This window comes from Amycolatopsis sp. NPDC114504, assembly GCF_055633595.1.
This window is the reverse complement of the sequence record NZ_JBVKDU010000007.1, coordinates 330124-355547: the sequence shown is the minus strand read 5'-3', so window position 1 is coordinate 355547 and position 25424 is coordinate 330124. Positions and strand designations below refer to the sequence as shown.

Sequence of the window (25424 nt, the reverse complement as noted above, 5' to 3'; positions counted from 1 at the left end):
TCGCGCAGGCTACGGCCGGGTCACCAGCGACGCCGTCACGACGCGGTTGTCCTCGTATCCCTCGGTCCCGCCGACGTACTCGCCACCGCAGGTGACCAGGAGCAGCTTGTGCGGGCCGTCGGGGTCGAACAGCTGCGCCGAACGGCCGGCCAGCTCGGACTTGTGGATGGTCTCGGTCGCGTCGACCCGGTAGACCCAGGCACCGCCGGCGGCGTCGGTCAGCTTGACCTCCTGCCCCTGCTTGACCTGCCAGAGCTCGTTGAACGGGCCTTTCTTTCCCTTCCAGTTCACGTGCCCGGACAGCAGCGCGACCCCGTGGTCGGCGCCCAGCTTCGCGCCCCACCAAGCGGCTTCGTCGAGCCCCTCGGGGATCTTGAGGGCGCCCGCGTCGTCGAGGTCCTCCTGGACGAGCTTCGCGGCGCCGCCACCGGGGAGCGACAGCTGCGAGGGCGTCTGGCCGGTGTCCTGCTTGGCCTGCTGGCCAGCGGGCTGCTCCGCGACGGGCGTGGTCGTGCCGTTCGCGCCGGCGGGTTCATCCTTTCCGGTGAAGATGAGCAGCGTGGCGACGAGCGCCGCGACCACGAACGCGCCGGCGACGCCGACGATCCACCAGCGGCCGAGGCCCTTCTTCGGTTCCGCCGGGTTCTGCTCCTGCATGCGCCTGTGCTCCTTCGCTGGTCGTGCCGTTGCGAAGACACACATGCGCCGACGGGCGCGGGAGGTTGCACCGAACTCGATCAGCCGGCGGGGCGCGTCACCAGCTTGGCCGTGACCAGGCGGTTCTCGTCGTAGCCCTCGGTGCCGCCGACGTAGTCGCCGCCGCAGGTCACCAGGACCAGGCGGTGCGGGCCGTCCTGGCCGAACCACTTCGCGGCCTGCTCCGGCAGCGTCTCCTTCGGAAGCGTCACCACGCTGTCGACGCGGTAGACCCAGCGGCCGCCGCGCGCGTCGGCCACGCTGACCTCGTCGCCCTCGCGCATGCGCCAGAGCTCGTCGAACGGGCCCCGGTGCCCTTCCCAGTTCACGTGCCCGGACAGCAGCGCCGCACCCTGGGCCGCGCCCAGCTTGGCACCCCACCAGGCGGCGTCACCCAGGCCGCGCGGGATCGGGAGCACGCCGCGGTCGGTGAGCTCCGTGCGGACCAGGCGGGCGGTGGCGCCGTCGGGCAGGCGGACCGTGCCCGGACGCTGCTGCGCGGCGGACTCGCTGTCCGCGGGCAGCACGGCCGGGGCCGCGTTCTCCCCCGGCAGCGAGCCGGGCGGTGGCGCGGCGAGCGCCGTCGGCTCGGGCGGCAGCCAGGTCAGCAGGATGACGCCGGCCGCGAAGGCGGCCACGGCCAGCGCCGCCGAGACGGCGGCCAGCCCGGTGCGCAGCACCTAGTCCGTCCCGGACTTGCGCCGCCTGCCGAGCAGCAGCGCGACGGCCCCGAAGAACACCCCGCCGAAGAGCAGGCCGATGCCGAGCGGGACGCGTGAGCCGTCGCTGCCGGTGTCGGGCTCGGCCGCGCCGAGGTACCCGGCCGGGACCTGGGTCGGCACCGCGGCCTGCGTCGCGCTCGTGCCGCCGCCGGTGGAGCCCGCGGCCTTCGCGACGAAGCCCTTCGGCACCGAGCAGCTGACCCCGCCGAGCACGATGTTCGTCTGCACGTCCTGCAGCGCGGTGCCCGCGGCGTCCTTGACGTGGGTGGTGATCTCGACGTGCCAGCCGGCGACGGCGGTGTAGTCGCCCCCGCGCCAGCCGTCCTGGCGGATCAGCTGGTCGAACGCGGCGACGCGGGTCAGCCTGAGGTCGGAGACCGTGGTGTCCTTGCTCGCGTTCGCGATGTCGCCGGGCGGGCCGAGCCGCAGGTTCTTCAGCTCGAGGCCCGCGGTGCCGCCGGGCATCGGGACGATGCCGAGCCCGCCGTCCTGGCGCACCCACAGCCGGCTCACCGACGACGTGCCGGTCAGCTTCGACGGCGCGGTGCAGTCCACCGACGTCTTCGCGCCTTCGAGCACGAGCACGGTGTCGTCGAGCGCCTTCGCGCCGCCCTGCCAGGAGTCGCGCAGCGCGTAGTTGGTCTCGGCGACGGCGGTGGGCACGGTGGTCGCCTGCAGTGCGGCGACGACGTTGTGGTCGCGGCTCGCGACGCCAGTCGGGTACGGGTTGCCGTCGCTGTAGCGGCCGAGGTCGATCCGGTAGTGCCCGCCGAACGTGGCTCGCTCGCCGTCGTCCTTGGGCACCGTGACGCGGTCCGTGCCGAGCTTCGACTGGCCGGGCAGCAGCGGCGAGCGCTGGGTCTCGGTGATGAGGGCGCCGCCCTTCTGGCCCTCGCTGCCGATCCGGACCGACGCGATGTTCGCGAACGAGACCGGCCCGGTCTTCTCGTCGACGGCCTGGCTCTGCGCCCCGGCGACCCCGGCTCCGACCAGCGGGAAGAGGACGGCCGTCACCGCGGCTGCCTTGGTTGCGAAACGGATCATGTCTCCCCACTGCTCTGCTCGGGCGGGTCGCCAGCGTACGAGAAGCGACGAAACGCTCCGCGACAACCTTGCACCGTCGGCCACGACATGCGAAGCCGAAGAGGCAATTACCCACGAACTCACCCGAATGGAGTACTACGACCGGCCGTAATCCGCAAGGCGCGATCACGGAGCGGGTGATATCGCGGGGAACACTAGGATGGGTGGTGCCGTTATCGGCAATGACTACGGAATTCATGGTCGCCGGCGGCGATGACGAGCAGCGTGGAGGCGGGAATGGCGACAGTCACCGGGGGTGGCGCCCAGCCGGGCCTCGCTGAGTGCGCACCTGCGGCGGCCCAGGCGCCGGCGCACCCGCCCGCGTCGGTCCTCAACGACGCGGGCGACCTGTTGCGCGCGCTGGCGGCCCCGGTCCGGATCGCGATCGTGCTGCAGCTGCGCGCGGCCGACCGGTGCGTGCACGAGCTGGTGGACGCCCTCGACGTCGCCCAGCCGCTGATCAGCCAGCACCTGCGGGTGCTGAAGACGGCCGGGGTGGTCCAGGGCGAGCGGCGCGGGCGCGAGGTCGTCTACCGGCTCGCCGACGACCACCTGGCGCACATCGTCGTCGACGCCGTCGCCCACGTGCAGGAAGGAAAGTGATGAACGCCGTCGTACCGCGCGGCCAGGCCCCGGTGCCCGGGCGCCGATCGACCCGCCAGCGCGCGGCGGTCGTCGAGCTGCTGAGCACCGTCGACGACTTCCGGTCGGCCCAGGAACTGCACGACGAGCTGCGCAAACGCGGCGACGGCATCGGCCTGACGACGGTCTACCGCACGCTGCAGTCGCTGTCGGAGGCCGGCGAGATCGACGTGCTGAGGACGGACTCGGGCGAGGCGATCTACCGCCGCTGCTCGGCGCACCACCACCATCACCTGGTGTGCCGCCTGTGCGGCCGCACGGTGGAGGTCGAGGGGCCGGCGGTGGAGCGCTGGGCGGAGAAGATCGCGGCCGAGCACGGCTTTTCGGAGATCTCGCACACGGTGGAGATCACCGGGACCTGCGCGGAGCACTGACGCCGGCCTGGGCGGTCCTGCCCGGCCGGCCCCGCGCGAGGTCGCGGATGACTCACTCGCGACATGCCCAGCCTCGCGCCGGCATCCGCGCCGATCTGCCGCGCGGTGGCCGGCGGCCGCGGATGTCGCGCCGGCGGGCCGGCCCGGGTCCGGCGAACGGGGCCAGCCGGCCTGGGACCGGTTGAGCGCGGACCAGCGATGGCCGGGCCGAGTTGCCGGACGGCCCCGCCCGAGCCAAGCTCCGCCCGCTCAAGCCGAGCGCCGGGCCGGGACGAGCGCCGGGCGACGGGCAGCCGCCGGACCGATGCCCTGGCCACGAGGGGCTCACTCGAGACCCCCGCCACTCGGTGAACCGAGCCCACGCGGCCCAGCCCGCCGCCGGCGGCGGGCCGGCGGGCGCCGATGGCCCTGCCGGGAAACGAGCCGACCCCGGGACAACCCGACCTCAAGCCGCGGCCCGGGCGGTCCTGCCCGGCGGCGGCCCCAGGCCGGGCCGGGTGCGTCCGGCGGCGGACCAGCGCGGCCGCGCTCGGCACACCGAATCCACCTCACGGCGCCCCCGTGCCGCACGCCGGCGGTCACGGCGGGCGATCGCGCGACCAGCTTCGTCAGTACTCGTACGGGTCCTTCGGGGCCGGAACCGTCGTGATCGAGGCCAAGGTGAAGTCCGGCGTGTAGCTGTTGTCCTTCGTCGCCGTGCCGGGGACGGCTTCGCCCGTCACCTGGATCCACGCGTCGCTCGGCAGGTGGTCGGCTTCGCCGCCGCGGAGGTGGACCGTCACCGGGAACGCGTCCGCCGCGCAGCAGCTGATCACCAGGCGGGCCAGGAGCGTGCGGCCGCCGGTGTGCACCACGAAGCCGGTCAGCGAGATCGTGCGGTGGTCGAGCGTGCCCGACGCGTCCCAGCCCGCCCGGCTGACGAACTCGTTCACCGACAGCGGCACCACGTTCCCCGCGGGCAACGGCGGGAAGGCGGCCGCGTTGGCGGCGGCCGCGCTCGCCGGGACCCGGGACTCGGTGCGGATCACCGAGTCCGCGCCCAGTGCGGGCGGTGCCACCAGGAAGACCGCCAGCACCGGCACCAGCAGCAGCCACGCGGGACGCGCCGAGTGCGAATGACCATCGTGCTCGACGGCTTTCGCCCGCGCGGCAACGAGGTCGCGCACGATCGCGACGGCGCCGAGCAGCACCATGACCGCCCCGCCGGCGATGATCCACGGCTGCTGCGCCGGCTTGACGTAGCGCAGGTAGTCGCCGTTGACCGCGATCTTGACCAGCGCGCCGCCGAGCAGGATCAGCAGGATGTTCTGCGTCTCGCGCCTCATGCCAGCCCCACCACCGATCCGGCCACCACCGCACACGCCGCCGCGACCACGAACGTCACCGGGGCGAACCGCACCGCGAACGACTTGCCGAACGTGCCCGCCTGCAGCGCGAAGAGCTTCACGTCCACCGCCGGCCCCACCACCAGGAACACCAGCTTCGGCAGCATCGGCATCGCCGTCAGCGACGCCGCCACGAACGCGTCCGCCTCACTGCACAGCGCCAACACCACCGCCAGCACCGCCATCACCACGATGCCCAGCACGACCTGCTCGCCCAGCACCCCGAACCAGCGAGCCGGCACCAGCACGTTCAGCGCCGACGAGATCAACGCTCCCAGCACCAGGAAGCCGCCCGCCTCGACCAGGTCCGTGCGGGCCGTCTCGGCGAAGACCCGCCAGCGGTGGCCGCTCGGGACGTCGGGCAGGCGCCGCAACGCGCGTTCGGTGATCCACTCCAGCTTGCCCCAGCGGGCCCACAGCCAGCCCATCACCATCGCCGTCGCCAGCGAACCCGCGAAGCGCGCCAGCACCATCTCCGGCTTGCCCGGGAACGCCACCGCCGTCGCGACCAGCACCACCGGGTTCACCGCCGGCGCCGCCAGCAGGAACGTCAGCGCCGCCGCCGGCGCCACACCCTGCCCCATCAGCCGGCGCGCCACCGGCACCGACGCGCACTCACAGCCCGGCAGCGCGACCCCGGCCAGCCCGGCGACACCGACCGCCGCGCCGGCCCGCCGCGGCAGCACCTTCTCCAGCACGCGAGCAGGCACGAACGCCGCGATGGCCCCGCTGATCAGCACGCCCAGCACGAGGAACGGCAGAGCCTGCACGCAGACCGCGACGAACACGGTCGAGCCGGTGCGCAGCGCGGGCACGTCGAACGCCTGCTGCAGCCAGCCCTGGGCGAGGATCGCGACCAGCAGGATCGCGCACAGCACCTCGACGGAGCTGATGCGGAACCGGCGGGTGCGCCGGGCCGAGTCGGAAACGATGTTCACGAAGGCGATGATGCCAGCCCGGTCCGACAGCCCGGGCGCCGCACAGCCGCGAACGGTCGGGAAGTGCCGGTTTCCGACCGGAATTCGCCGTTCGCGGCGGAAACGACGCCCCGAGTGGGTTACTCGCCCGGCACGATTCCCGGCAAATCGGTCCGCAGCTGCGAAGCCGTCGACACCACCAGCATCAGCAACGTCCCGAGCGCCGCCTCGTCCAGGCCCGCCGCCGGGAACGCGTACCGCAGCGTCACGTCCACGCCGTTGTCGGAGTGCCCGACGCCCAGCGTCCCGAACAGTCCCTGCCCCGCCCGCTCGGCGACGGCGACCGACAGCTCCGGCCCGTCCGCGAGGTCCCAGCCGACCACGCAGGTCAGCGACAGCACGGTGAGGCCTTCGCCGAGCCGGGTCGCCTGGATCACGCACGGGACGTCGCCGTGGGAGAACGTCAGCGCGCCGTCGTCGTCGACGTGCACCTCGAGGTAGCGCTCGAGCGATTCCTTCGCCTGCGTAAGCAGTTCCGCGGTCTCGGCCGCTTCGGTCGCGCTCATGACGACGCCTGGTCGACAGCGCCGCCGAAGCGGCGATCCCGCTTCGCGAACTCCAGGCACGCGCGCCACAGGTGCGTCCGGTCGAAGTCCGGGAACAGCGTGTCCTGGTAGACCATCTCGGCGTAGGCCGACTGCCACAGCAGGAAGTTCGACGTCCGCTGCTCGCCCGAGGGCCGCAGGAACAGGTCGACGTCCGGCATGTCCGGCTGGTACAGGTACTTGCCGATGGTCTTCTCGGTGACCTTGCCGGGATCGAGCTTGCCGTCGGCGACGTCCCGCGCGATCCGCTGCATCGCGTCGCCCAGCTCGGCACGGCCGCCGTAGTTGACGCACATAGTCATGTTCAGCGCCGTGTTGTCCTTGGTCTTCTCCTCGGCCGCCTGCAGCTCCTTGATGACCGACGCCCACAGTTTCGGGCGCCGCCCGGCCCAGCGGATGCGCACGCCGATCGAGCCGAGGTAGTCGACCTGGCGGCGGATCGTGTCGCGGTTGAAGCCCATCAGGAACCGCACCTCTTCGGGGCTGCGCTTCCAGTTCTCCGTCGAGAACGCGTACACCGAGAGCCACTTGACGCCGATCTCGACCGCGCCGGCGGCCACGTCGATCATCACCGCTTCGCCGCGCTTGTGGCCTTCGATCCGCGGCAGGCCGCGCTGGTTGGCCCAGCGGCCGTTGCCGTCCATGACCAGCGCGACGTGCTTCGGGACCAGCTCACGCGGGATCTCCGGCGGCTTCGCGCCGGACGGGTGCGGATCCGGGGCTCGCAGCTCGTACCGCGACGCCTTGTTCTCGCGTCCCCTGCGCAGCACTGCGAGCCTCCCTGGATGGTGAAACCGATCAGGGCCGACCCTACTGCCCGGGCACGACCGTCTCCCGAGCGCGTCGCTCGACCAGGGGAAGGGACCGGAGCTGACGCTCCAGATGCCACTGCAGGTGGGCCGCGACCAGGCCGCTCGCGTCGCGGCGGGTGCCCGGCAGGGTCGACTCGGCCATCGGCCATTCGCCGTGGAGGAGGGCGGTGAGCAGGTCCAGGACCTCGGGCGCGGGGTGCACCGAACCGGGGACGCGGCAGTCCTGGCACATCGAGCCGCCGGCCGCGACGCTGAACGCGACGTGCGGGCCGGGCAGGCCGCAGCGGGCGCACTCGGTGAGGGCGGGCGCCCAGCCGGCGTAGGACATCGCGCGGAGGAAGAACGCGTCGAGCACGAGGGACGCGTCACGCTCCCCGGCGGCGAGGGAACGCAGGGCGCCGCAGACGAGGAGGTAGAGCTTGAGCACCGGTTCGCCCTCTTCGGCCGAGAGCCGGTCCGCGGTTTCGGCGATCGCGCTGGCCGCGGTGTAGCGCTGGTAGTCGGCGACCAGCGGCAGCGCGAACGCGTCGACGGTCTCGACCTGGGTGATCACGTCGAGCGTGCGCCCGGTGTAGAACTGCACGTCGACGTGGCCGAACGGCTCCAGCCGGGCCCCGAACCGCGACGACGTCCGCCGCACACCCTTCGCGACGGCGCGGACCTTGCCGTGCCGGCGCGTGAGCAGGGTGATGATCCGGTCGGCCTCACCCAGCTTGTGCGTGCGCAACACCACCCCGGTGTCGCGGTAGAGGTTCACCACCCCGACATCGTCCCACTCTCGGGCGATGCCGGGGTGGAGCGCCCCGCGGAAGTCAGCAGTAGTAGCCGTAGCAGGTGCTGACGGCGACCGCCGAGGCGATGATCACGATGATCGCCACGACGCAGCCGATGCTGCCCAGGATGGTGGAGATCAGGCAGAGCGTCTTGGTGGTGCGCGACGCCTGCTCCGCCATCATGTAGTTGCCCTGCATCTTGTACGTGCCGACCTCGTTCGACTTCATGATCGCGAAGATGCCGAGGATCAGGCCGCCCAGGAAGAGCGAGGCGATCGCCCAGCCCTTGTAGTCCTTGATGGCGTTGATGTCGCCGCCACCGCCGGGCATGCCGTAGCCGGGGGCGCCGAAGCCGCCGGACGGGGGCTGGCCGTACGGCGCGGGCTGGCCGTAGGCGGGCATCCCGCCCGACGGCGTGCCGTAGGGCTGCTGCGGCTGCTGCTGCGGGAAACCGCCGGACTGCGGCTGCTGGCCGTAAGGCGGCTGCTGCTGGCCGTAGGGATTGGTCATGAACGTCTACCCCAATTACTCGTGAACGTCCCGCCGGGTCACCCCGGCGGTGGTGCGGGAAAAGTGCCTCAGTGCTGCGGCGGCTGGTCGTTCGGCGGCTGGCCGAACTGGCCCGGCTGGAGCTTCTGCGTCGCTTCGGGTCCACCCTGACCTTCGGGGCGGAGCATCTGCGTCCGCTCCGCCTCCTCGTCGAACGGAGACGCGCCGCCGGGGCGGAGCATCTGGGTCCGCTCGGCCTGCTCGTCGAACGCGGACGACGGCTGCTGGCCGGGGGGCGGCGCCAGCGGCTGGCCGAACCCACCGGACTGCGGCTGGTCGAACCCGCCCGGCTGCGGCTGCTGCCCGAAGCCGCCCGGCGCGGGCTGCTGCGGGAAACCACCCGGCTGCGGCTGGTCGAAGCCGCCGGACGGGGGCTGCTGCGGGAAGCCGCCGGGCTGCTGGCCGAACTGACCCGGCTGCTGACCGGCCGGCGGGTAGCCGCCGAACGGCTGCGCGCCGGGCTGGCCCGCGCCGGGCTGCCCGTAGGCGCCGTTGTCGTCGGCGTTGACGACGACCGTGCCGACGATCTTGTCGGCGAGGGTCTGGGACTTGTCGTCCCACAGCGGCCACAGCCAGCCGACGTAGCAGATGACGCCGTCGACGAAGTGGGCGAGGTCGCGCAGGAACGCCATGCCGGCGCCGATCGGCTGCCCGGTGGCCTCGCTGACCAGCTTGATCTTCGCGACGCGCTTGCCGAGCGACTGGCCGGTGTTGCCCTGCTGGATCCAGCGGTTGAAGACCGCCCAGCCGATCCAGGCGAGGGTGCCGAGGATGACGACGATCTGCAGGATGCCGATCTTCCCCATCAGCGCCACGATGATGAAGATCAGGTACAGCAGGGCCAGGGGGCCCATGTCGATGAGCCAGCCGAGTGCGCGCTGGCCCCAGTTCGCGTAGTTTTGTGGTGCACCGAAGGGATTCCCCGGCTGGCCGAACGGCGCCTGCTGCCCGTACGGTGCCGGCTGCCCGAAGGGCGCGGGCTGACCGTACGGCGGCGGTGCCTGACCGGGCGGCGGTTGTCCGAACGGCTGCTGGCCCCCGGGCTGCTGCCCGAACGGCTGCTGACCGTAGGGATCGGTCATCTGGGTCTCCCCCTCGCTGGTCACTCCACCGCGCGTTTCGCGCGGAACCGGTGCGAATGTACGGCACTGGTCCGCGGGAGCGTACTCGGTTCACCTGCGGCCGCGCTGCCCAGGCATCCACTGTCCGGGTGAACCGGACGAGCCTCCGACGCGGTGCGTGGCGAAGCGGTTCCCGTGCGTCGAAAGTCAGACCCGCAGGCCGGTGAACGGGGCGAACGGGAGGTTGCGAATGACGAACCAGACGGCGAACACGACGCCGACGGTCAGCGGCGTCCACCGCCAGTGCAGCCAGCTGTTCACCCAGCGGCCGCGCAGCCGCCCGACCGTCCAGGCGGCCGTGCTCCAGACGAACAAGAGGATGAAGACGAGAGACACGGCGTTGTAGTGCAGGGCCGCGGGGAGGTCGCCGCGCATCAGGCTGTACGCCATCCGCATGCCGCCGCAGCCCGGGCAGTCGATGCCGAACAGCGCCTTGGTCGGGCAGACGGGCAGCCAGCCGCCGGGGGTGGTCGGGTCGCCGATGAGGACCGCCGCGCAGCACACGCCGAGCCCGCCGACGACGGCCATCGGGGCGCCGAGCGCGCGCAACGTGGCCCTGGCGCCGCGGGCCGGGTATCCCGTGTAGACGGTCGTCATGGCACCAGCGACCAGAAGGAGACGCCGACGAGGGCGAACATGACCAGGACGAACGCGAGGTAGAGCACGACCAGCGCCGCGGACGCGATCGCCGACCACATCGCCCACTTGCGGGCTTCGTCGGCGGCTCGGTGCGCTTCGGCGTGGAAGCCCTGGAACCACAGGGAGTTGACCTGACTCGCCTTCACGATGGCGACGATACCCAACGGCAGGCAGCACATCACCGTCGACAGGATCGCCCAGACCAGGTTGTTGTCCGGCGGCGGCCCGTAGTTCGGCACCCAGCCGGGCGGCGGCGGGTACTGCGGGTAGGGCTGGGTCACCGGGATCGCCTCCTGCTGCGTCGTCGTCAGTTCGACGCGGCGTCGTCGGTGAGCGTTCCGAAGAGCAGGACGATCGTCACGATCGCGGCGACCCACAGGACGGCTCCGGCGACGGCGGCGACGACCGCCCACCGCCGGGCGTCGCGAGCCGAAGCCAGCGCCGCGTCCTGCTCGCCCTGCGCCCAGAGCTTTTCGACCTTGGCGGCCTGGTAGATCGAGAGGACGCCGAACGGCAGGCAGCACAGGACGGCGCTGACGATCCCCCAGACCAGGTTGGTCGCGGGCGGGGGCCCGGGGTTGTAGTCGGCGGGCGGCCGCGGCTGTTCGGCCACGTCAGAACCCGAGCCGGCGCAGCTGACGGGGGTCGCGCTGCCACTCCTTGGCCACCTTGACGTGCAGGTCGAGGTAGACCTTGGAGCCGAGCAGCGCCTCGATGTTCTTGCGCGCGGTGGCCCCGACCTCGCGCAGCCGCTCGCCCTTGTGCCCGAGGATGATGCCCTTCTGGCTGGGCCTTTCCACGTACAGGAACGCGTGCACGTCGATGAGGTCGTCGCGGCCTTCGCGCGCCAGCATCTCCTCGACGGTGACGGCGATCGAGTGCGGCAGCTCGTCGCGGACGCCTTCGAGCGCCGCCTCGCGGATCAGCTCGGCGACCAGCGTCTGCTCGGGCTCGTCGGTGAGCTCGCCGCCCGGGTAGAGCTGCGGCCCCTCCGGGAGCTTGCCGACGAGGAGGTCCGCGAGCGCGCCGACCTGGAAGCCGTCCACGGCGGACACCGGGATCAGCTCCGCGAAGTCCATGACCTCCTGCAGCGCGAGGAGCTGCTCTGCGACCTGCTGCGGCTGGACGAGGTCGGTCTTGGTGACGATGCCGATCACCGGCGTGCGCTTGGCGATCTTCTGCAGCTCGGCGGCGATGAACCGGTCGCCGGGCCCGACCTTCTCGTTCGCCGGCACGCACAGGCCGACGACGTCCACTTCGGACCACGTCGTGTGCACGATGTCGTTGAGCCGCTCGCCGAGCAGGGTGCGGGGGCGGTGCAGGCCGGGGGTGTCGATGAGGACGAGCTGGGCGTCCTCGCGGTGCACGATGCCGCGGATCGCGTGGCGCGTGGTCTGCGGCTTGCTGGAGGTGATCGCGACCTTGCTGCCGACGAGGGCGTTGGTCAGCGTCGACTTGCCCGCGTTGGGCCGACCGACGAAGCAGGCGAACCCGGACCGGTGTTCCGTCATCGCTCCAGCACCTCAAGAACCGTGCCGTCGGGGGCGGCGAGGATGATCGGCGCGTACTTCGCCAGGTCGCGGACCGCGTGCACGGACGCGCCCTTGAGCAGCCCTTCTTCGCTGACGACGGCGGCGGCTTCGATGCCTTCGGCGCCGCTGGACAGCGCCGCGGCGACGGCGGCCTGGAGCGCGGTGAGCTTGAACGACGGCTGGTCGACCGTGCCCGCGGCGTAGGTGCGGCCGTCGGTGTCGCGGACCGCGGCGCCTTCGGGGGCCTGGATGCGGGCGCGTGCGGACTTGGCCAGCGTCACCAGTTTCTGGTCCTCGGCCTCGAGGTCAGGCATGTTCGACGCTCCTGTCGCGTTCATCGGGGTTGGGCAGGCGCGTGCGGCGCCGGGTGGTGCGGTCGGCCGGGTCGGTCATCGCATCGGCGGTGGCCGGGTGCACGACCACCGAGGTGATCCGCATGCGGCCGCGCCGGTCCTTGCCGCCTTCGGCGAACAGCCGAAGGCCGGCGACCTCGGCTTCGGCCCCCGGCAGCGGGACCCTACCCAGTCGCTCCGCGAGCAGCCCGCCCACGGTCTCCACGTCGTGGTCTTCGAGGTCGATGCCGAAGAGCTCGCCCAGGTCGTCGACGCTCATCCGGGACGACACGCGGACGGCGCCGCCGGCGAGCTCCTCGACCTCGGGGCGCTCGTCGGCGTCGGACTCGTCGGTGATCTCGCCGACGATCTCTTCGAGGACGTCCTCGATGGTGAGCAGGCCGGCGGTGCCGCCGTACTCGTCGACGGCGATCGCCATGTGGTGGTGCGAGCGCTGCATCTCCTTGAGGAGCTCGTCGAGGCGCTTCGAGTCGGGGACGAAGGAGGCTTCGTTCATCAGCGTGTCGACGATCGTGCTCGAACCGTCCGGGTCCATGTACGCCGACATCAGGTCCTTGATGTTGACGACGCCGACGATGTCGTCGACCGAGTCGCCGATCACCGGGAGCCGGGTGAAGCCGGTGCGCAGGGCCAGCGCCAGTGCCTGGCGGACGGTCTTGGTGCGCTCGATCCAGACGATCTCGGTGCGCGGCACCATGACCTCGCGGGCGACGGTGTCGCCGAGCTCGAACACCGAGTGGATCATCTCGCGCTCGGAGTCCTCGACGACGCCGCGTTGCTGGGCGAGGTCGACGAGCTCGCGCAGCTCGACCTCGGAGGTGAACGGGCCTTCGCGGAAGCCCTGACCGGGGGTGATGGCGTTACCGATGAGGATGAGCAGCCGGGACAGCGGGCCGAGGATCGAGCCGAGGACGCGGACGGGCCCGGCGACGTAGCGGCCGATGCGGTAGGGGTGCTGGCGGCCGAGGGTGCGGGGGCCGACGCCGATGAGGACGTAGCTGACCACGACCATGACGACGGCGGCGACGAGGACGGCGAGGCCGAGAGGCCGGAGCCGGGTGCCGACGAAGACCGTGACGAGCACGGTGGCGGTGAGCTCGCAGCCGAGGCGCAGCAGGAGCAGCAGGTTGATGTGCCGGCGGCGTTCGGCGACGACGGCGGCGAGCTGGCGGGCACCGGGCAGCCCGAGCCGGGCGAGGCCTTCGGCCCGGGCTTGCGACACGGTGCTGATGGCGGCGTCGGCCGCCGCGAACACGCCCGCGAGGAGCACGAGCGCGATCGCGAAGAGGAGCTGGACCATGGCTGGCGCCTAGGGCGTTTCCCCGGTGGCCGGTTCGGCGGCCGGCGCGGCGCCCGTGTCGAGTCCGGCGATGCCGAGGACGCGGTCGTCGGTGTTGCGCTGGGCGTCGCGCTTCTCCAGTGCGGAGACGGCGTCCTGGTACTCGCCGAGGATCCGCTTCTGGAGGGCGAACATCTCGCGTTCCTCGGCGGGTTCGGCGTGGTCGTAACCGAGGAGGTGGAGGCAGCCGTGCACGGTGAGCAGGTGCAGCTCGTCGATCAGGCCGTGGCCCGCGGTCTTGGCCTGGTCCTTGGCGAACGCCGGGCAGAGCACGATGTCCCCGAGCAGCGCCGGCGACGCGTCGGGCGCGTCCGGGCGGCGGGAGGAGTCGAGCTCGTCCATCGGGAAGGCCATGACGTCGGTGGGGCCGGGGAGGTCCATCCAGCGTTCGTGCAGGTCTTCCATGACTTCGAGGGTGACGAGCAGGATGGACAGCTCGGCGAGCGGGCTGACCTCCATCTTGTCGAGGGCGTAGCGGGCGGCCGAGACGATGGACGTCTCGTCGACGTCGACGCCGGACTCGTTGGCGATCTCGATGCTCACCGCCGGTTGCCCTTCCAGCCGTTGCCCTGCTGCTGGTCCTGCGCGTCCTGCACGGCCTGCCACTTCTCGTAGGCGTCGACGATGTCGCCGACGAGCTTGTGCCGGACGACGTCCTGGCTGGTCAGTTCGGCGAAGTGGAGTCCTTCGACGCCGCCGAGGATGTCGCGCACGACGCGGAGGCCGCTGCGCTGCCCGTTGGGGAGGTCGACCTGGGTGACGTCGCCGGTGACGACGATCTTGGAGCCCTGGCCGAGGCGGGTGAGGAACATCTTCATCTGCTCGGGCGTGGTGTTCTGGGCCTCGTCGAGGATGATGAAGGCGTCGTTGAGCGTGCGGCCGCGCATGTAGGCGAGCGGCGCGATCTCGATGGTGCCGGCCTGCATGAGCCGCGGGATGGACTCGGGTTCGACCATGTCGTGCAGCGCGTCGTAGAGCGGCCGCAGGTAGGGGTCGATCTTCTCGTTGAGCGTGCCGGGCAGGTAGCCGAGGCGCTCGCCGGCTTCGACGGCCGGGCGGGTCAGCACGATGCGGGTGACCTGCTTGGCCTGGAGGGCCTGGACGGCCTTCGCCATGGCGAGGTAGGTCTTACCGGTGCCGGCGGGGCCGATGCCGAAGACGACGGTGTGCTTGTCGATGGCGTCGACGTAGCGCTTCTGGTTGAGCGTCTTGGGCCGGATGGTCTTGCCGCGGCGGGAGACGATGTTGAGGCTGAGGACCTCGGCGGGCGACGCGTCTCCGCTGGAGAGCATGCCGATGGTGCGCCGGACGGTGTCCGGGCCGACCTGCTGCCCGCCGGTGGCGAGGGTGACGAGGTCGGCGAAGACGCGCTCGGCGAAGGCGACGTCGGCGGGGGTGCCGGTGAGGGTGACCTCGTTGCCGCGGACGTGCACGTCGGCGGCGAGGAGTTCCTCGGCGACGCGCAGGTTCTCGTCGCGGGAGCCGAGCAGGCTGAGCGCGGCGGCGTCGGGAATGGGGAACCGGGACTGGGCCGCCTGCACGGCGGCATCCTCGGTCTTGGCGACGTCCCCGGGGACATCGGGTCGGGCGGCGCCACCCGGTACGGTTCCGGCCACGTGGCCTCAGGCCTGCTTTCTCGGTGAGGGAGAACGGACCCCACCAACGATACTGGCACCCACCGACAGAACGCAGACGGGTTTGGGCTAGTCCTGCTCAGGAGCCCCGAAGAGCCCCAGAGGCTCACCCCCCAGGACATGCGCATGAACATGAAAAACGGTCTGCCCGGCATCCCCATCGGTGTTGAAGACAACCCGATACCCGGACTCGGCAACACCCTCAAGCTCAGCAACCTTACGAGCAGCGAGAGCAACCTGAGCAAGCAACTGAGGATCACCAGCAGCAAGCTCCCCAAGGTTCCGATACCGCTTCTTGGGCACGACCAGCACATGAACCTTCGCCTGAGGCCGAATATCCCGAAAGGCAAAGGTGGCATCGTCCTGATAGACAACATCAGCAGGGATCTGACCAGCAATGATCCGCTCGAAGAGAGTCTCATCCTCACTCATAGGAGACACCCTATCGACCCCAGCCAACAACAAGACCGGCACCGAGCGGGGGGTCCGGGGGGAACCCCCGGCTGGGGGTCTGGGGGTTTGACCCCCAGAGAACACAACGAACGCGAAGCGGCCCCCGACCGAAGCGAAGCGAGGAAGGGGGCCGCGGAGCGGTAGACCCTGGGGGTCGATCTACCGCTGCCGCGGCGGCCGCCGGACCGAGGGGGGAGGTGCCCGGCGGAGCTTTGTAACTTCCCAGTGGCGCGGCACCCGGTTCGGGCCGTGACGGTCCGGAACGGTGCGTGCTGCGTTAGTAAACGAGAGTAACGGGTCGGAGTGTGATCGCGCCATAACTGGGCGCAAAATCGGGGTTCTTTTTTCCGGTGATCTTTTCACCGCCACCGGGCGGTGAGGGCGCCCAGCGCGCCGAGTGCGACGGCCGCGGCGGTGGAGGTGCGCAGCACTGTCGTCCCGAGGCGGACGGCTCGGGCGCCGGCTTCGCGCAGGGTGCGGAGCTCGTCGTCGGTGATGCCGCCTTCGGGGCCGACGACCAGGAGGATGTCGCCGGTGTCGGGCAGGTCGAGGTCGGTGAGGCGGTCGGGGACGTCGGACTCGAGCACGATCGTCAGGGAGGTGGTGGCGATCAGTCCGGCGAGCTCGTGGGTGCCGGCGGGTTCGGTGACGTCGGGGATGTGGGCGCGGCGGGCTTGTTTGGCGGCGGCGCGGGCGGTGGCGCGCCAGCGGGCGAGGGCTTTGTCGCCGCGTCCGCCGTCGTCCCACTTGGCGACGCTGCGGGCGGCGCGCCAGGGGACGATCGCGTCGATGCCGGCTTCGGTGGCGAGCTCGACGGCGAGCTCGCCGCGGTCGCCTTTGGCGAGGGCTTGGGCGAGGACGACGCGCAGGGCGGGCGGTTCCTCGGTCCAGCTCTCCTCGACCGTGAGCGTCAGGACGGCGTCGCGGCCGGGCTGGACGGCTTCGACGACGCAGCGGGCCATGGTGCCCGCGCCGTCGGAGAGGACCAGCCGCTCCCCCGTGCGCAGGCGGCGGACGGTGGCCGCGTGCCGGGCTTCCTCGCCGTCGAGGACCGCGTGCCCGCTCTTGGGCACCGAGGCGGCGAGGAAGACCGGCAGGGTGGTGTCGGGCACGGTCAGCGGTGGTTCTTGGCGCGCAGCTTGGAGAACAGGCCGCCGTGCTTGGTGCCGTTGGACGCCAGGGTCGGGACTTCTTCGCCGCGCTGCCGGGCGAGCTCGACGAGGAGCTCGCTCTGGGCTTCGTCGAGCTTCGTCGGGACCACGACGTCGATGTGGACGTGGAGGTCGCCGCGGCCGTCGACGCGGCCGGAGGACCGCAGGCGGGGCATGCCCTTGCCGGTGAGGACGAGCTCGGCGTTGGGCTGGGTGCCGGCTTCGACGTCGAGCTCGTAGTCGCCGTCGATGAGCGTGGAGATGGGCACCGTGGCGCCGAGGGCGGCGGTGGTCATCGGGATGCGGAAGTTGCAGTGCAGGTCGTGGCCCTGGCGGACGAAGACCTCGTGCGGGGTCTCGTCGATCTCGACGTAGAGGTCGCCGGCCGGGCCGCCGCCGGGGCCGACCTCGCCCTGGCCGGAGAGGCGGATGCGCATGCCGTCGCCGACGCCCGGCGGGATCTTCGCGGTGACGTTGCGGCGGGCGCGGATGCGGCCGTCGCCGCCGCACTGGCGGCAGGGGTCGGGGATGACCTCGCCGAAGCCGCGGCAGACCGGGCACGGGCGGGCCGTGACGACCTGGCCGAGGAAGGACCGCTGGACGGACTGGACCTCGCCGGCGCCGCCGCAGGTGTCGCAGGTCTTGACGCCGGTGCCTTCGGTGGTGCCGGCGCCGCGGCAGAGGTCGCAGACGATCGCGGTGTCGACGGCGATCTCCTTGTCGACGCCGGTGGCGCAGTCCTCGAGGGACAGGCCGAGCCGGATCAGCGCGTCGGAGCCGGGCTGGACGCGGCTGCGGGGTCCTCGCCCGCGTCCGCCGCCGCCGCCCCCGGCCGCGCCGAAGAAGGCGTCCATGATGTCGCCGAGGCCGCCGAACCCGGCGAACGGGTCGCCGCCGCCCCCGCCGCGCGCGCCACCGTCCATCGGGTCGCCGCCGAGGTCGACGATCTTGCGCTTCTGCGGGTCGGACAGCACCTCGTAGGCCGTCGTCACCTCGCCGAACTTGTGCTGCGCGTCTTCCGACGGGTTGACGTCGGGGTGCAGCTCCCTGGCCAGCTTCCGGTACGCGCGCTTGATGTCCTGGTCGCTCGCGTTCTTGGCCACCCCGAGGATGCCGTAGTAGTCCCTCGCCACCGTCTCTGCTTCTCCTTCTGCTCTGCCCGGCTCAGCGGCCGGCCAGGATCTGCCCCACGTAGTTGGCGACCGCGCGCACCGCGGCGATCGTGCCGGGGTAGTCCATCCGGGTCGGGCCGACCACCCCCATGCCGCCGAGCACCATGTCCTGGCCGTATCCGATCGAGACGACCGAGGTGCTGCGCATCTGCTCGTCCTCATTTTCCTCACCGATGCGCACGGTGATCGCACCGGGGTTGCGCGCGGCGGCCAGGAGCTTCAGCACGACCACCTGCTCCTCGAGGGCTTCGAGGACCTGGCGCAGCGAACCCGGGAAGTCGGCGACGTTCCGCGTGAGGTTCGCGGTGCCGCCGAGGACCAGGCGTTCTTCGGGGTGTTCGGCCAGCGACTCGACCAGGACCGTGGTGACGCGGATGAGCGCGTCCCGCAGCTCGCCGGGCGCCTTGTCGGGCAGCTCGGCGACGCGCGCGGCGGCCTCGTTGAGCCGGCGGCCGGACATGGCCGTGTTGAGCACCGAGCGCAGCCGCGCCACGTCCTCTTCGGTGACGACGTCGCCGAGGTCGACCGTGCGCTGGTCGACGCGGCCGTTGTCGGCGATCAGCACCAGCATCAGCCGCGCCGGGGTGAGCGGCACCACCTCGAGGTGGCGCACCTTGGCGTTGGTCAGCATCGGGTACTGGACGACGGCGACCTGCCGGGTCAGCTGCGCGAGCAGCCGGACCGAGCGGCGGAGGACGTCGTCGAGGTCGGTGCCGCTGTCGAGGAAGGTGGTGATGGCCCGCCGCTCGGCCGCGCTCAGGGGCTTGATCTCCGAGAGCCGGTCGACGAAGAGCCGGTAGCCCTTGTCGGTCGGCACCCGCCCCGCGCTGGTGTGCGGCTGGGTGATGTAGCCCTCTTCCTCGAGAGTGGCCATGTCGTTGCGCACGGTGGCGCTCGACACGCCCAGGTTGTGCCGTTCGACGATCGCCTTGGAGCCGACGGGTTCCTGGTTGGACACGTAGTCGGCGACGATCGCGCGCAGCACGTCGAAGCGGCGCTCGTCCGCGTTGGCCACCGTTCCTCACCTACTTCGCTCGCTGCTCACCTTGAGTTTACGGAAGCCTGAGCCGGTCGTGCTCAACCCCGGGGGTGCGCGTCGGGTAAAGAGCGGACAAACGAATTCCCATGCATTCTTCTCGAAATGAATTTCCGGCTTGAAGCGGGAACCGAAAAGCGGTTTGCTGCCTCTGATCCGCATGCCCTCCCCCGACTCGGACCGACTACGAGGTCGCTGTGAACCGAATTGAACCCGCTTCGGCCGGAATGCCCGATATCGCCCGGCGCGCGGCCGAGGCGAAAGCCCGGCTCGAGCGCGTCTCGGCGACCGCCACGAGCGCCGACGGGTCCGTCACGGTCACCGTCAACACCAGCGGTGCGCTGCAGGAACTCACCTTCGGACCGCGTGCGGACGAGCTGCCGCGGGCCCGGCTCGCCCAGGCCGTCCTCGCGGCCGCCAAACGCGCGCAGGTCGACGCCGCCCAGCAGCTGACCGCGATCATGGCGCCGGTGATCGGCGCCGACAGCGACGCGATGGAATTCCTCCGGGAACAGATCCCGGCGCCCGAAGTTCCGGAAGAAGAACCGGCGCCGCCGCGCTGGGAATTCGCCGAAAAGCCACGGGAAACCCCACCGCAAACCCCGCCGCCGCCCGTGCGCCCGGCCCGGCCCCGCCCGGACGACGACGAGGACTTCGGCGGCCCGATCCTGCGCCGGGGGCTGTGATGGCGGGCGAAGCGATGAAGGTCGACTTCGACGTCCTCGGCGGCCACGAGGACGAGATCCGGGAGATCGCCGACCGGGTGCAGCAGGCGGTCGAGGCCGCGGGCACCGCCGGCGCGCTCGACTTCGACGCGTTCGGGCTGGTCGGGCAGGTGTTCGCGCTGCCGATCCAGGCGTGGGTGGACACCGCCGACAGCTTCCTGAACGACGCCGTCGCGGCCGGCCACGAGGTCGCGGACCGGGTGAAAACCGCGCACACGGCGTTCCGCGACCACGAAGACAAGACGAAGTGCCTGATCGAGGGCATCGGCAAGGAGCTCCCGGCATGACCGAGAACGCACTCGTCGCCACGGCCGAGTCGCCGGGCGGCTTCTGGAGCGGCATGGGCGACGGCTCGAAGGGCGAGCTGGACAACGTCAACGCCCAGACCGGCGGCGCGGGCATCTTCAGCGACGCGGCGTCGACGCTCACCGACGCCCGCAACGGCGACTGGGGCAACCTCGCCATGGACGTCGGCACCGACGCCCTCGACCTGCTCGGCGCGGCGATGGACCCGCTCGGCACGCTGGCCAGCGCCGGGGTCGGCTGGCTGATCGAGCACATCAGCTTCCTCAAGGACGGCCTCGACAAGCTGGCCGGCAAGCCCGAAGCCGTCACCGCCAAGGCCGTGACCTGGACGAACATCGCCAAGTCGCTCACGGAGACGGCCGAGAGCTACGAGCAGCAGGCCAAGAAGGTCCAGCAGTCGTTCAGCGACTGCGGGTCGGCCGAGGCGTACCAGAAGACGGCGGAGAGCTACGTCGGCGTGCTGCGCGGAGCGGCTTCGCACGCCGGAGACGCGTCGACGGCCATGAACGTCGGCGCGGCACTGGTCGGCACCGAGCGCGGGCTGATCCGCGACATGATCTCGTCGTTCGTGGGCGAGCTGATCGTCAAGGCCCTGGCCGCGCTGGCCGCGTCCTGGTGCACGTTCGGCGGCACGATCGCGGCGTTCATCGCCGACACGGTCATCGAGGGCGGCGTGCTCGCGGAGAAGATCAGCACGAGGATCGCGAAGATCGTCGAGAAGCTGGAGAGCCTGGCGAAGGGCGCGGGCAAGTCGAAGGCGGCCCTGGAAGGCGCGGCGAACGCGCTGAAGAAGGCCGGCAAGGCGGCCGACAAGATCGTGGACAAGTCGATCGACACCGCCGCGGGCATCGAGCGGAAGGCCAACGAGCTGAAGCAGGCGGGCAAGGAGGCCAAGTCCGCCGAGGAGACGGCGAAGGGCTGGAACGAAGCCGCCGAGTCCCATGTCCCCGGCCGCGAAAAGGTCGAAGGCCTCGGCGACAAGTACTCCGAGGACGGCCGCAGCGCGCTCAAGCCGGCGGAGTGGCAGAAGGCCGGCGGCTATCCGGGGTGGAGCACCGCGGACACCGTCGGTGTCGTGACCGAGGGCCGCCGTCAGGAGAACGAACAGATCGACCGCTACCACGAGGGCCAAGAGTCCTACGAGAAGGAACACCCCGAAGGCGAGGCCGAGTGATCGAGCAGGCCGAGGTGGAGCTGGCCAACCGCCACGGCCGGCTCCACCCCTCGCAACGGGGAAAGCTGCTCGACCTCAACTTCTGGGTCGCGGCCGTCCTGGCCATCGCGGGCCTCGTGGTGGCGGTGCTGCTCGCCGCCGTGGCGGAGACCGCCGCCGAAGTCCTCGGCACCCTCGTCCCGATCCTGGCGATCACCGCCTGGCTCGCGTTCGTATGCCGGCGCCGGCTGGCGGACGTGCGGAGCGGTCAGCTGGTCGCGACCACGGGCTGGACCCACGACTTCGGCAGGCAACGACCCGGCGACGACCACCCGATCGCGCTCTCCACCCGGCTCAGCCAGGGCCACAACGAGCACTACTACCTGAAGACGGGCGGCCGGACCTACCCGCTGGAGCGCAAGCTCCGCGAGCGGATCCGGCCGGAGCAGGTCAACACCGTGCTGATCGCCCCGCGCAGCAAGCTGCTGATCAACGTCCTGCCGGCGTAGCGCCGGAGCCGATGGACCCGTGTTCTCGCCGCCCGAGGGAGACCGCCAGGCCCCCTCGGCCGCACCACGAATCTCAGGAGTTGCGGGGGAAGCCCAGGTTCACCCCGGCGTGCGACCGGTCCGGCCACCGCGACGTCACGACCTTCGTCCGGGTGAAGAAGTGGAACCCCTCCGGCCCGTACGCGTGGCTGTCGCCGAACAGCGAGTCCTTCCAGCCGCCGAACGAGTAGTACGCCACCGGGACCGGGATCGGGACGTTCACCCCGACCATGCCGACCTCGACCTCGTTCTGGAAGCGCCGCGCCGACGAGCCGTCGCCGGTGAAGATCGCCACGCCGTTGCCGTACGGGTTCGCGTTGATCAGGTCCAGGGCGTCGTCGTAGGAGGCCGTGCGCGCCACCGACAGCACCGGGCCGAAGATCTCGTCGGTGTAGATCGACATCTCCGGGCGGACGTGGTCGAACAGCGTCGGGCCGAGCCAGAAGCCGTCCGGGGCACCGGAAACCTCGATGCCGCGCCCGTCCACCACCAGCGACGCGCCCGCCGACACCCCGGCGTCCACATAGGACGAAACCCGCGCGTGGTGGGCCGACGTCACCAGGGGGCCCATCTCGGACGACGGGTCACGACCGTCTCCGACGCGCAGCACCGACATCCGCTCGGTGATCTTGCGCACCAGCTCGTCGCCGATCGGGTCGACCGCGACGACCACCGACACCGCCATGCAGCGCTCGCCCGCCGAGCCGAACCCGGCCGACACCGCGGCGTCCGCGGCCAGGTCGAGGTCCGCGTCCGGCAGCACGACCATGTGGTTCTTCGCGCCGCCGAGCGCCTGCACGCGCTTGCCGTGCCCGGTGCCGGTTTCGTAGACGTAGCGCGCGATCGGCGTCGACCCGACGAACGAGATCGCCTTGACGTCGGGGTGCGTCAGCAGGCCGTCCACCGCCACCTTGTCGCCGTGCAGCACGTTCAGCACGCCCGCGGGCAGCCCGGCTTCGGCGAACAGCTCGGCGATGAACAGTGCGGCGGACGGGTCCTTCTCACTCGGCTTGAGCACGACGGTGTTGCCGCAGGCCAGCGCGTTCGGGACGAACCAGAGCGGCACCATCGCCGGGAAGTTGAACGGCGAGATCACCCCGACCACGCCGAGCGGCTGCGCGATCGAGTAGACGTCGACGCCGGTGGACGCGTTCTCGCTGAACCCGCCCTTGAGCAGCTGGGCCGCGCCGCACGCGTACTCGACGTTCTCGATCGCGCGCGCGACCTCGCCCGCCGCGTCGGACTCGACCTTGCCGTGCTCGCTCGTGACGATCTTCGCCAGCTCGTGCTTGCGCGCCACCAGGAGCTCGCGGAAGGCGAACAGCACCCGCGTCCGGCCGGCCAGTGACGTCCCGCGCCAGCCCGGCAGCGCCGCCTTGGCCGCGGCGACGGCCGCTTCGACCTCGGCGTCGCCGGCGAAGTCGACGTGCGCCCGGACCTGCCCGGTGGCGGGGTCGAACACCTCGCCCGAACGCCCGGCGGTCCCGGTGAACGGCTTGCCGTCGATCCAGTGGCTGATGCGGTCGGTCACGGCGGGCACTCCTCGGCTCGGGGACGTCTTCTGCGAGTCTCCGGTCGGGCGCCACGCCACCGCCATCGACAACGTGTACGGAGTCACCGTCCCGGCCGTACAGTCTGTCCCTGCCGATCAGACCCGAGGAGCCATGTACCCGACCGTCGCCGAGGTGCTCGCGCTGCCGGTGCTGCGCCAGGGCCGCCCGCACGTCGTCGCCGGCTCGTCCGGGCTCGACGCCCCGGTGCGCTGGGCGCACGTCGCCGAGGTCGCCGACATCGCGCACCTGCTGCGCGGCGGCGAGCTGGTGCTGACGACCGGCGTCGCGCTGCCCGACGACGGCCCGGCGCTGGCCCGGTACGTCGCCGACCTGGCCGGGGTCGGCGCCGCCGGCCTGGTGATCGAACTGGTCCGGCACTGGAGCGACAAGCTGCCCGCCGCGCTGGTCGAGTCGGCGGAGAAGCACGGCCTGCCGCTGGTGACGCTCTCGCGCGAGACCCGGTACGTGAGCGTCACCGAGGCGGTGAACGGCCAGATCGTCGACGCCCAGGTCGCCGAGCTGCGCGCCGCCGAGCGCGTGCACGAGACGTTCACCGCGCTGACGGTCGCGGGCGCCGAACCCGGCGTCGTCCTGGGCGAAGTCGCCCGGTTGACCGAGCAGCCGGTGGTGCTGGAGACGCTGTCGCACGAGGTCCTCGCCTACGACGCGGCGGGCGCCGACCCGGCCGAGCTGCTCACCGGCTGGCCGGCCCGGTCGCGGGTGGTCCAGGTCGGCGAGCGGACCGGCTACCACCCCGGCTCGGGCTGGCTGGTGACCGTCGTCGGCGCGCGCGGGCACGACTGGGGACGCCTCGTGGTCGTCTGCGCCGACCAGCCGCCGCGCCGCCACCAGGTGGTCGCCGAGCGGGCCGCGTCGGCGCTGGCCGTGCACCGGCTCGTGGCCAAGGACTCCGACAGCCTGGAGCGCCAAGCCCATCGGGCCGTGCTGCACGAGCTGCTCGCGTCGCCGGCCCCGACGGCGGAGCTGCTGGCGCGGGCCTCGGCACTGGCCGTGCCGCTGACCGGGCGGCAGCTGGTCGGGCTCGCGGTCCGGCCTCGGCTGGTCGGCAGCCGTCCCGCTCTTTCGACGCCGCCGGTGCTGCGCGAACTCGCCGAGGCGACGGTGCTCGCGGCCCGCCGCGCGAAGGTGTCGGCGCTGGTGGCGACCGACGACCTCGGCGTGCGCGCGCTGATCGCGCTGTCGCCGGAGGCGAACGCCGACACCGTGCTGCACCGGCTCGCCACCGACGTCCACGAGGCCAGGGGCAGCGCGCCCGGCGTGCTCGCGGTCGGCACGACGGTGTCGTCGCCCGCCGAAGCGGGCCGGACGCTGCTGGAGGCCGGCCAGGTCGCGGCGGCGGCGTTGGGCGCGGGCGCCGAGCGCGTGCTGCACCGGCTGTCGGACGTCCGCCTGCGCGGCCTGCTGCACCTGCTTTCGGGCGACGAGCGCGTGACGGCGTTCGCGGTGCGGGAGCTCGGGCCGCTGCTCCAGCGCGACGCGGCGTCCGGCAGCCGGCTGGTGCAGGCGCTGCGGCACTACTGCGAGCAGGGCGGCAACAAGTCGGCGGCCGCGGCGGCGGCGCACACCTCGCGGACGGCGTACTACCAGCAGCTCGCCCGGATCGAGCAGGTCCTCGGCGTCCGGCTGGAGGACCCGGAGTCGATGCTCTCGCTCTACGTGGCGTTGCTGTCGCTGGACCTCACCCGGCCGAGGGAAGAAGACTCACCCGGACGGGGAGCACAGTGATCGACCTCGGGCTGCCGATGGAACCGATATGGCCCTACTCCCCTTCGCTGCCTGCCTGATGAGCCTGAGCTGCCTCGCGCCGGCGCAGCCGCCGGCGTCGACGTTGCAGCTGACCAGCCACGACACCGCCAACCGGATCGGCTCGGTGGTGCTGACGTGCGACCCGACCGGCGGCACGCACCCCAAGCGCGACAAGGCGTGCGACGTGCTTTCGGGCGTCGGCGGCGACTTCTCGCGGATCACCGCGAAGCACCAGGCGTGCACGCTGATCTACGCCCCGGTCGACGTGACGGTCGTCGGCACCTGGCGGGGAAAGCCGGTGTCGTACCGGACGTCGTTCCCGAACCGCTGCGCCGCGGACCGCGACTCGGACGACGTCTTCGCCTTCTGAGGGCTTGGCGCGCG

At 71.8% G+C, this 25424-nt stretch carries 31 protein-coding genes; 8 read left to right on the top strand and 23 right to left on the bottom strand.

The genetic code is table 11. From position 1 onward, the window contains the following. Positions 1-9: 9 nt before the first annotated feature. The 3 genes from ACZ7PG_RS48470 to ACZ7PG_RS48460 all read right to left on the bottom strand — a co-directional run bounded on the left by ACZ7PG_RS48470 (position 10) and on the right by ACZ7PG_RS48460 (position 2462). Entirely contained in the window at positions 10-657 is a 648-nt protein-coding gene (locus ACZ7PG_RS48470) for a class F sortase (RefSeq protein ID WP_470246009.1), read from the bottom strand. 80 nt (positions 658-737) lie between these two features. Further along, a complete protein-coding gene (locus ACZ7PG_RS48465; protein WP_470246008.1) occupies positions 738-1376 on the bottom strand; it encodes a class F sortase in 639 nt (212 codons plus the stop codon). Further along, on the bottom strand, positions 1377-2462 hold the full coding sequence (locus ACZ7PG_RS48460; protein WP_470246007.1) for an LPXTG cell wall anchor domain-containing protein: 1086 nt from the start codon (positions 2460-2462) through the stop codon (positions 1377-1379). Positions 2463-2738: 276 nt separating this feature from the next. Here ACZ7PG_RS48460 and ACZ7PG_RS48455 point away from each other — a divergent pair, with 276 nt between their 5' ends. Both ACZ7PG_RS48455 and ACZ7PG_RS48450 read left to right on the top strand, forming a co-directional pair. Then, on the top strand, positions 2739-3104 hold the full coding sequence (locus tag ACZ7PG_RS48455; RefSeq protein WP_470246006.1) for an ArsR/SmtB family transcription factor: 366 nt from the start codon (positions 2739-2741) through the stop codon (positions 3102-3104). Beyond that, complete coding sequence (locus ACZ7PG_RS48450) at positions 3104-3517, top strand: Fur family transcriptional regulator (protein ID WP_470246005.1); 414 nt, start codon at positions 3104-3106, stop codon at positions 3515-3517. The genes ACZ7PG_RS48455 and ACZ7PG_RS48450 overlap by 1 nt, the downstream gene beginning before the upstream one ends. 608 nt (positions 3518-4125) lie before the next feature. On the opposite strand, the gene ACZ7PG_RS48445 is transcribed toward ACZ7PG_RS48450, so the two are convergent. The 19 genes from ACZ7PG_RS48445 to hrcA form a co-directional block, all read right to left on the bottom strand. Further along, the gene (locus ACZ7PG_RS48445; protein WP_470246004.1) at positions 4126-4842 is read right to left on the bottom strand and encodes a TIGR03943 family putative permease subunit; all 717 of its coding nucleotides are present in this window, start codon (positions 4840-4842) and stop codon (positions 4126-4128) included. After that, positions 4839-5840: a permease gene (locus ACZ7PG_RS48440; protein ID WP_470246003.1), complete on the bottom strand. Its 1002-nt coding sequence runs from the start codon at positions 5838-5840 to the stop codon at positions 4839-4841. Before ACZ7PG_RS48440 ends, ACZ7PG_RS48445 begins: the two co-directional genes overlap by 4 nt. Positions 5841-5959: 119 nt before the next feature. After that, complete coding sequence (locus ACZ7PG_RS48435; RefSeq protein WP_470246002.1) at positions 5960-6385, bottom strand: YbjN domain-containing protein; 426 nt, start codon at positions 6383-6385, stop codon at positions 5960-5962. After that, positions 6382-7194: an isoprenyl transferase gene (locus ACZ7PG_RS48430; RefSeq protein WP_470246001.1), complete on the bottom strand. Its 813-nt coding sequence runs from the start codon at positions 7192-7194 to the stop codon at positions 6382-6384. The genes ACZ7PG_RS48435 and ACZ7PG_RS48430 overlap by 4 nt, the downstream gene beginning before the upstream one ends. A gap of 40 nt (positions 7195-7234) precedes the next feature. Next, the gene (gene recO / locus ACZ7PG_RS48425; protein WP_470246000.1) at positions 7235-7996 is read right to left on the bottom strand and encodes a DNA repair protein RecO; all 762 of its coding nucleotides are present in this window, start codon (positions 7994-7996) and stop codon (positions 7235-7237) included. 52 nt (positions 7997-8048) lie between these two features. Next, a complete protein-coding gene (locus ACZ7PG_RS48420) occupies positions 8049-8519 on the bottom strand; it encodes a CD225/dispanin family protein (RefSeq protein WP_470245999.1) in 471 nt (156 codons plus the stop codon). A gap of 68 nt (positions 8520-8587) precedes the next feature. Further along, a complete protein-coding gene (locus ACZ7PG_RS48415; protein WP_470245998.1) occupies positions 8588-9640 on the bottom strand; it encodes an RDD family protein in 1053 nt (350 codons plus the stop codon). Positions 9641-9826: 186 nt separating this feature from the next. Next, a complete protein-coding gene (locus ACZ7PG_RS48410) occupies positions 9827-10276 on the bottom strand; it encodes a DUF2752 domain-containing protein (protein ID WP_470245997.1) in 450 nt (149 codons plus the stop codon). After that, positions 10273-10599: a CD225/dispanin family protein gene (locus ACZ7PG_RS48405; RefSeq protein WP_470245996.1), complete on the bottom strand. Its 327-nt coding sequence runs from the start codon at positions 10597-10599 to the stop codon at positions 10273-10275. The genes ACZ7PG_RS48410 and ACZ7PG_RS48405 overlap by 4 nt, the downstream gene beginning before the upstream one ends. Positions 10600-10625: 26 nt before the next feature. Next, positions 10626-10931, bottom strand: coding sequence for a CD225/dispanin family protein (locus tag ACZ7PG_RS48400; protein ID WP_470245995.1), 306 nt, complete (start codon positions 10929-10931; stop codon positions 10626-10628). Position 10932: 1 nt separating this feature from the next. Beyond that, complete coding sequence (gene era, locus ACZ7PG_RS48395; RefSeq protein ID WP_470245994.1) at positions 10933-11829, bottom strand: GTPase Era; 897 nt, start codon at positions 11827-11829, stop codon at positions 10933-10935. Then, complete coding sequence (locus ACZ7PG_RS48390; RefSeq protein WP_470245993.1) at positions 11826-12164, bottom strand: cytidine deaminase; 339 nt, start codon at positions 12162-12164, stop codon at positions 11826-11828. Before ACZ7PG_RS48390 ends, era begins: the two co-directional genes overlap by 4 nt. Beyond that, positions 12157-13503, bottom strand: a complete 1347-nt coding sequence (locus tag ACZ7PG_RS48385) for a hemolysin family protein (protein ID WP_470245992.1) — start codon at positions 13501-13503, stop codon at positions 12157-12159. Before ACZ7PG_RS48385 ends, ACZ7PG_RS48390 begins: the two co-directional genes overlap by 8 nt. A gap of 9 nt (positions 13504-13512) precedes the next feature. Next, positions 13513-14085: an rRNA maturation RNase YbeY gene (gene ybeY / locus ACZ7PG_RS48380; protein WP_470245991.1), complete on the bottom strand. Its 573-nt coding sequence runs from the start codon at positions 14083-14085 to the stop codon at positions 13513-13515. Beyond that, entirely contained in the window at positions 14082-15158 is a 1077-nt protein-coding gene (locus ACZ7PG_RS48375; RefSeq protein WP_470245990.1) for a PhoH family protein, read from the bottom strand. Before ACZ7PG_RS48375 ends, ybeY begins: the two co-directional genes overlap by 4 nt. Positions 15159-15245: 87 nt before the next feature. Beyond that, positions 15246-15608, bottom strand: coding sequence for a histidine triad nucleotide-binding protein (locus ACZ7PG_RS48370; RefSeq protein WP_470245989.1), 363 nt, complete (start codon positions 15606-15608; stop codon positions 15246-15248). A gap of 380 nt (positions 15609-15988) precedes the next feature. Next, on the bottom strand, positions 15989-16741 hold the full coding sequence (locus ACZ7PG_RS48365; RefSeq protein WP_470245988.1) for a 16S rRNA (uracil(1498)-N(3))-methyltransferase: 753 nt from the start codon (positions 16739-16741) through the stop codon (positions 15989-15991). Positions 16742-16743: 2 nt separating this feature from the next. Beyond that, positions 16744-17913, bottom strand: a complete 1170-nt coding sequence (gene dnaJ, locus ACZ7PG_RS48360; protein WP_470245987.1) for a molecular chaperone DnaJ — start codon at positions 17911-17913, stop codon at positions 16744-16746. A 31-nt stretch (positions 17914-17944) separates the two neighbouring features. Beyond that, a complete protein-coding gene (hrcA, locus tag ACZ7PG_RS48355; protein ID WP_470245986.1) occupies positions 17945-18967 on the bottom strand; it encodes a heat-inducible transcriptional repressor HrcA in 1023 nt (340 codons plus the stop codon). A 248-nt stretch (positions 18968-19215) separates the two neighbouring features. On the opposite strand from hrcA, the gene ACZ7PG_RS48350 reads away from it, so the two are divergent. Genes ACZ7PG_RS48350 through ACZ7PG_RS48335 form a run of 4 tightly spaced genes read left to right on the top strand, consistent with a single transcriptional unit; the run spans position 19216 to position 21681 of the window. After that, positions 19216-19674 (top strand): YbaB/EbfC family nucleoid-associated protein, encoded by a 459-nt coding sequence (locus ACZ7PG_RS48350; protein WP_470245985.1) that lies wholly within the window; start codon positions 19216-19218, stop codon positions 19672-19674. After that, entirely contained in the window at positions 19674-20000 is a 327-nt protein-coding gene (locus ACZ7PG_RS48345) for a type VII secretion target (protein WP_470245984.1), read from the top strand. The genes ACZ7PG_RS48350 and ACZ7PG_RS48345 overlap by 1 nt, the downstream gene beginning before the upstream one ends. Further along, on the top strand, positions 19997-21193 hold the full coding sequence (locus ACZ7PG_RS48340; RefSeq protein ID WP_470245983.1) for a hypothetical protein: 1197 nt from the start codon (positions 19997-19999) through the stop codon (positions 21191-21193). Before ACZ7PG_RS48345 ends, ACZ7PG_RS48340 begins: the two co-directional genes overlap by 4 nt. Continuing rightward, positions 21190-21681: a hypothetical protein gene (locus tag ACZ7PG_RS48335; RefSeq protein ID WP_470245982.1), complete on the top strand. Its 492-nt coding sequence runs from the start codon at positions 21190-21192 to the stop codon at positions 21679-21681. The genes ACZ7PG_RS48340 and ACZ7PG_RS48335 overlap by 4 nt, the downstream gene beginning before the upstream one ends. A gap of 73 nt (positions 21682-21754) precedes the next feature. On the opposite strand, the gene ACZ7PG_RS48330 is transcribed toward ACZ7PG_RS48335, so the two are convergent. Next, positions 21755-23251 carry a CoA-acylating methylmalonate-semialdehyde dehydrogenase gene (locus ACZ7PG_RS48330; protein ID WP_470245981.1) on the bottom strand — a complete coding sequence of 499 codons (1497 nt, stop codon included), beginning with the start codon at positions 23249-23251 and terminating at the stop codon, positions 21755-21757. A gap of 133 nt (positions 23252-23384) precedes the next feature. Between ACZ7PG_RS48330 and ACZ7PG_RS48325 the strand changes: the two genes are divergently transcribed. Beyond that, positions 23385-25019: a PucR family transcriptional regulator gene (locus ACZ7PG_RS48325; protein WP_470245980.1), complete on the top strand. Its 1635-nt coding sequence runs from the start codon at positions 23385-23387 to the stop codon at positions 25017-25019. Between the two features lie 58 nt (positions 25020-25077). Then, a complete protein-coding gene (locus ACZ7PG_RS48320; protein WP_470246485.1) occupies positions 25078-25410 on the top strand; it encodes an SSI family serine proteinase inhibitor in 333 nt (110 codons plus the stop codon). Positions 25411-25424 lie beyond the last annotated feature (14 nt).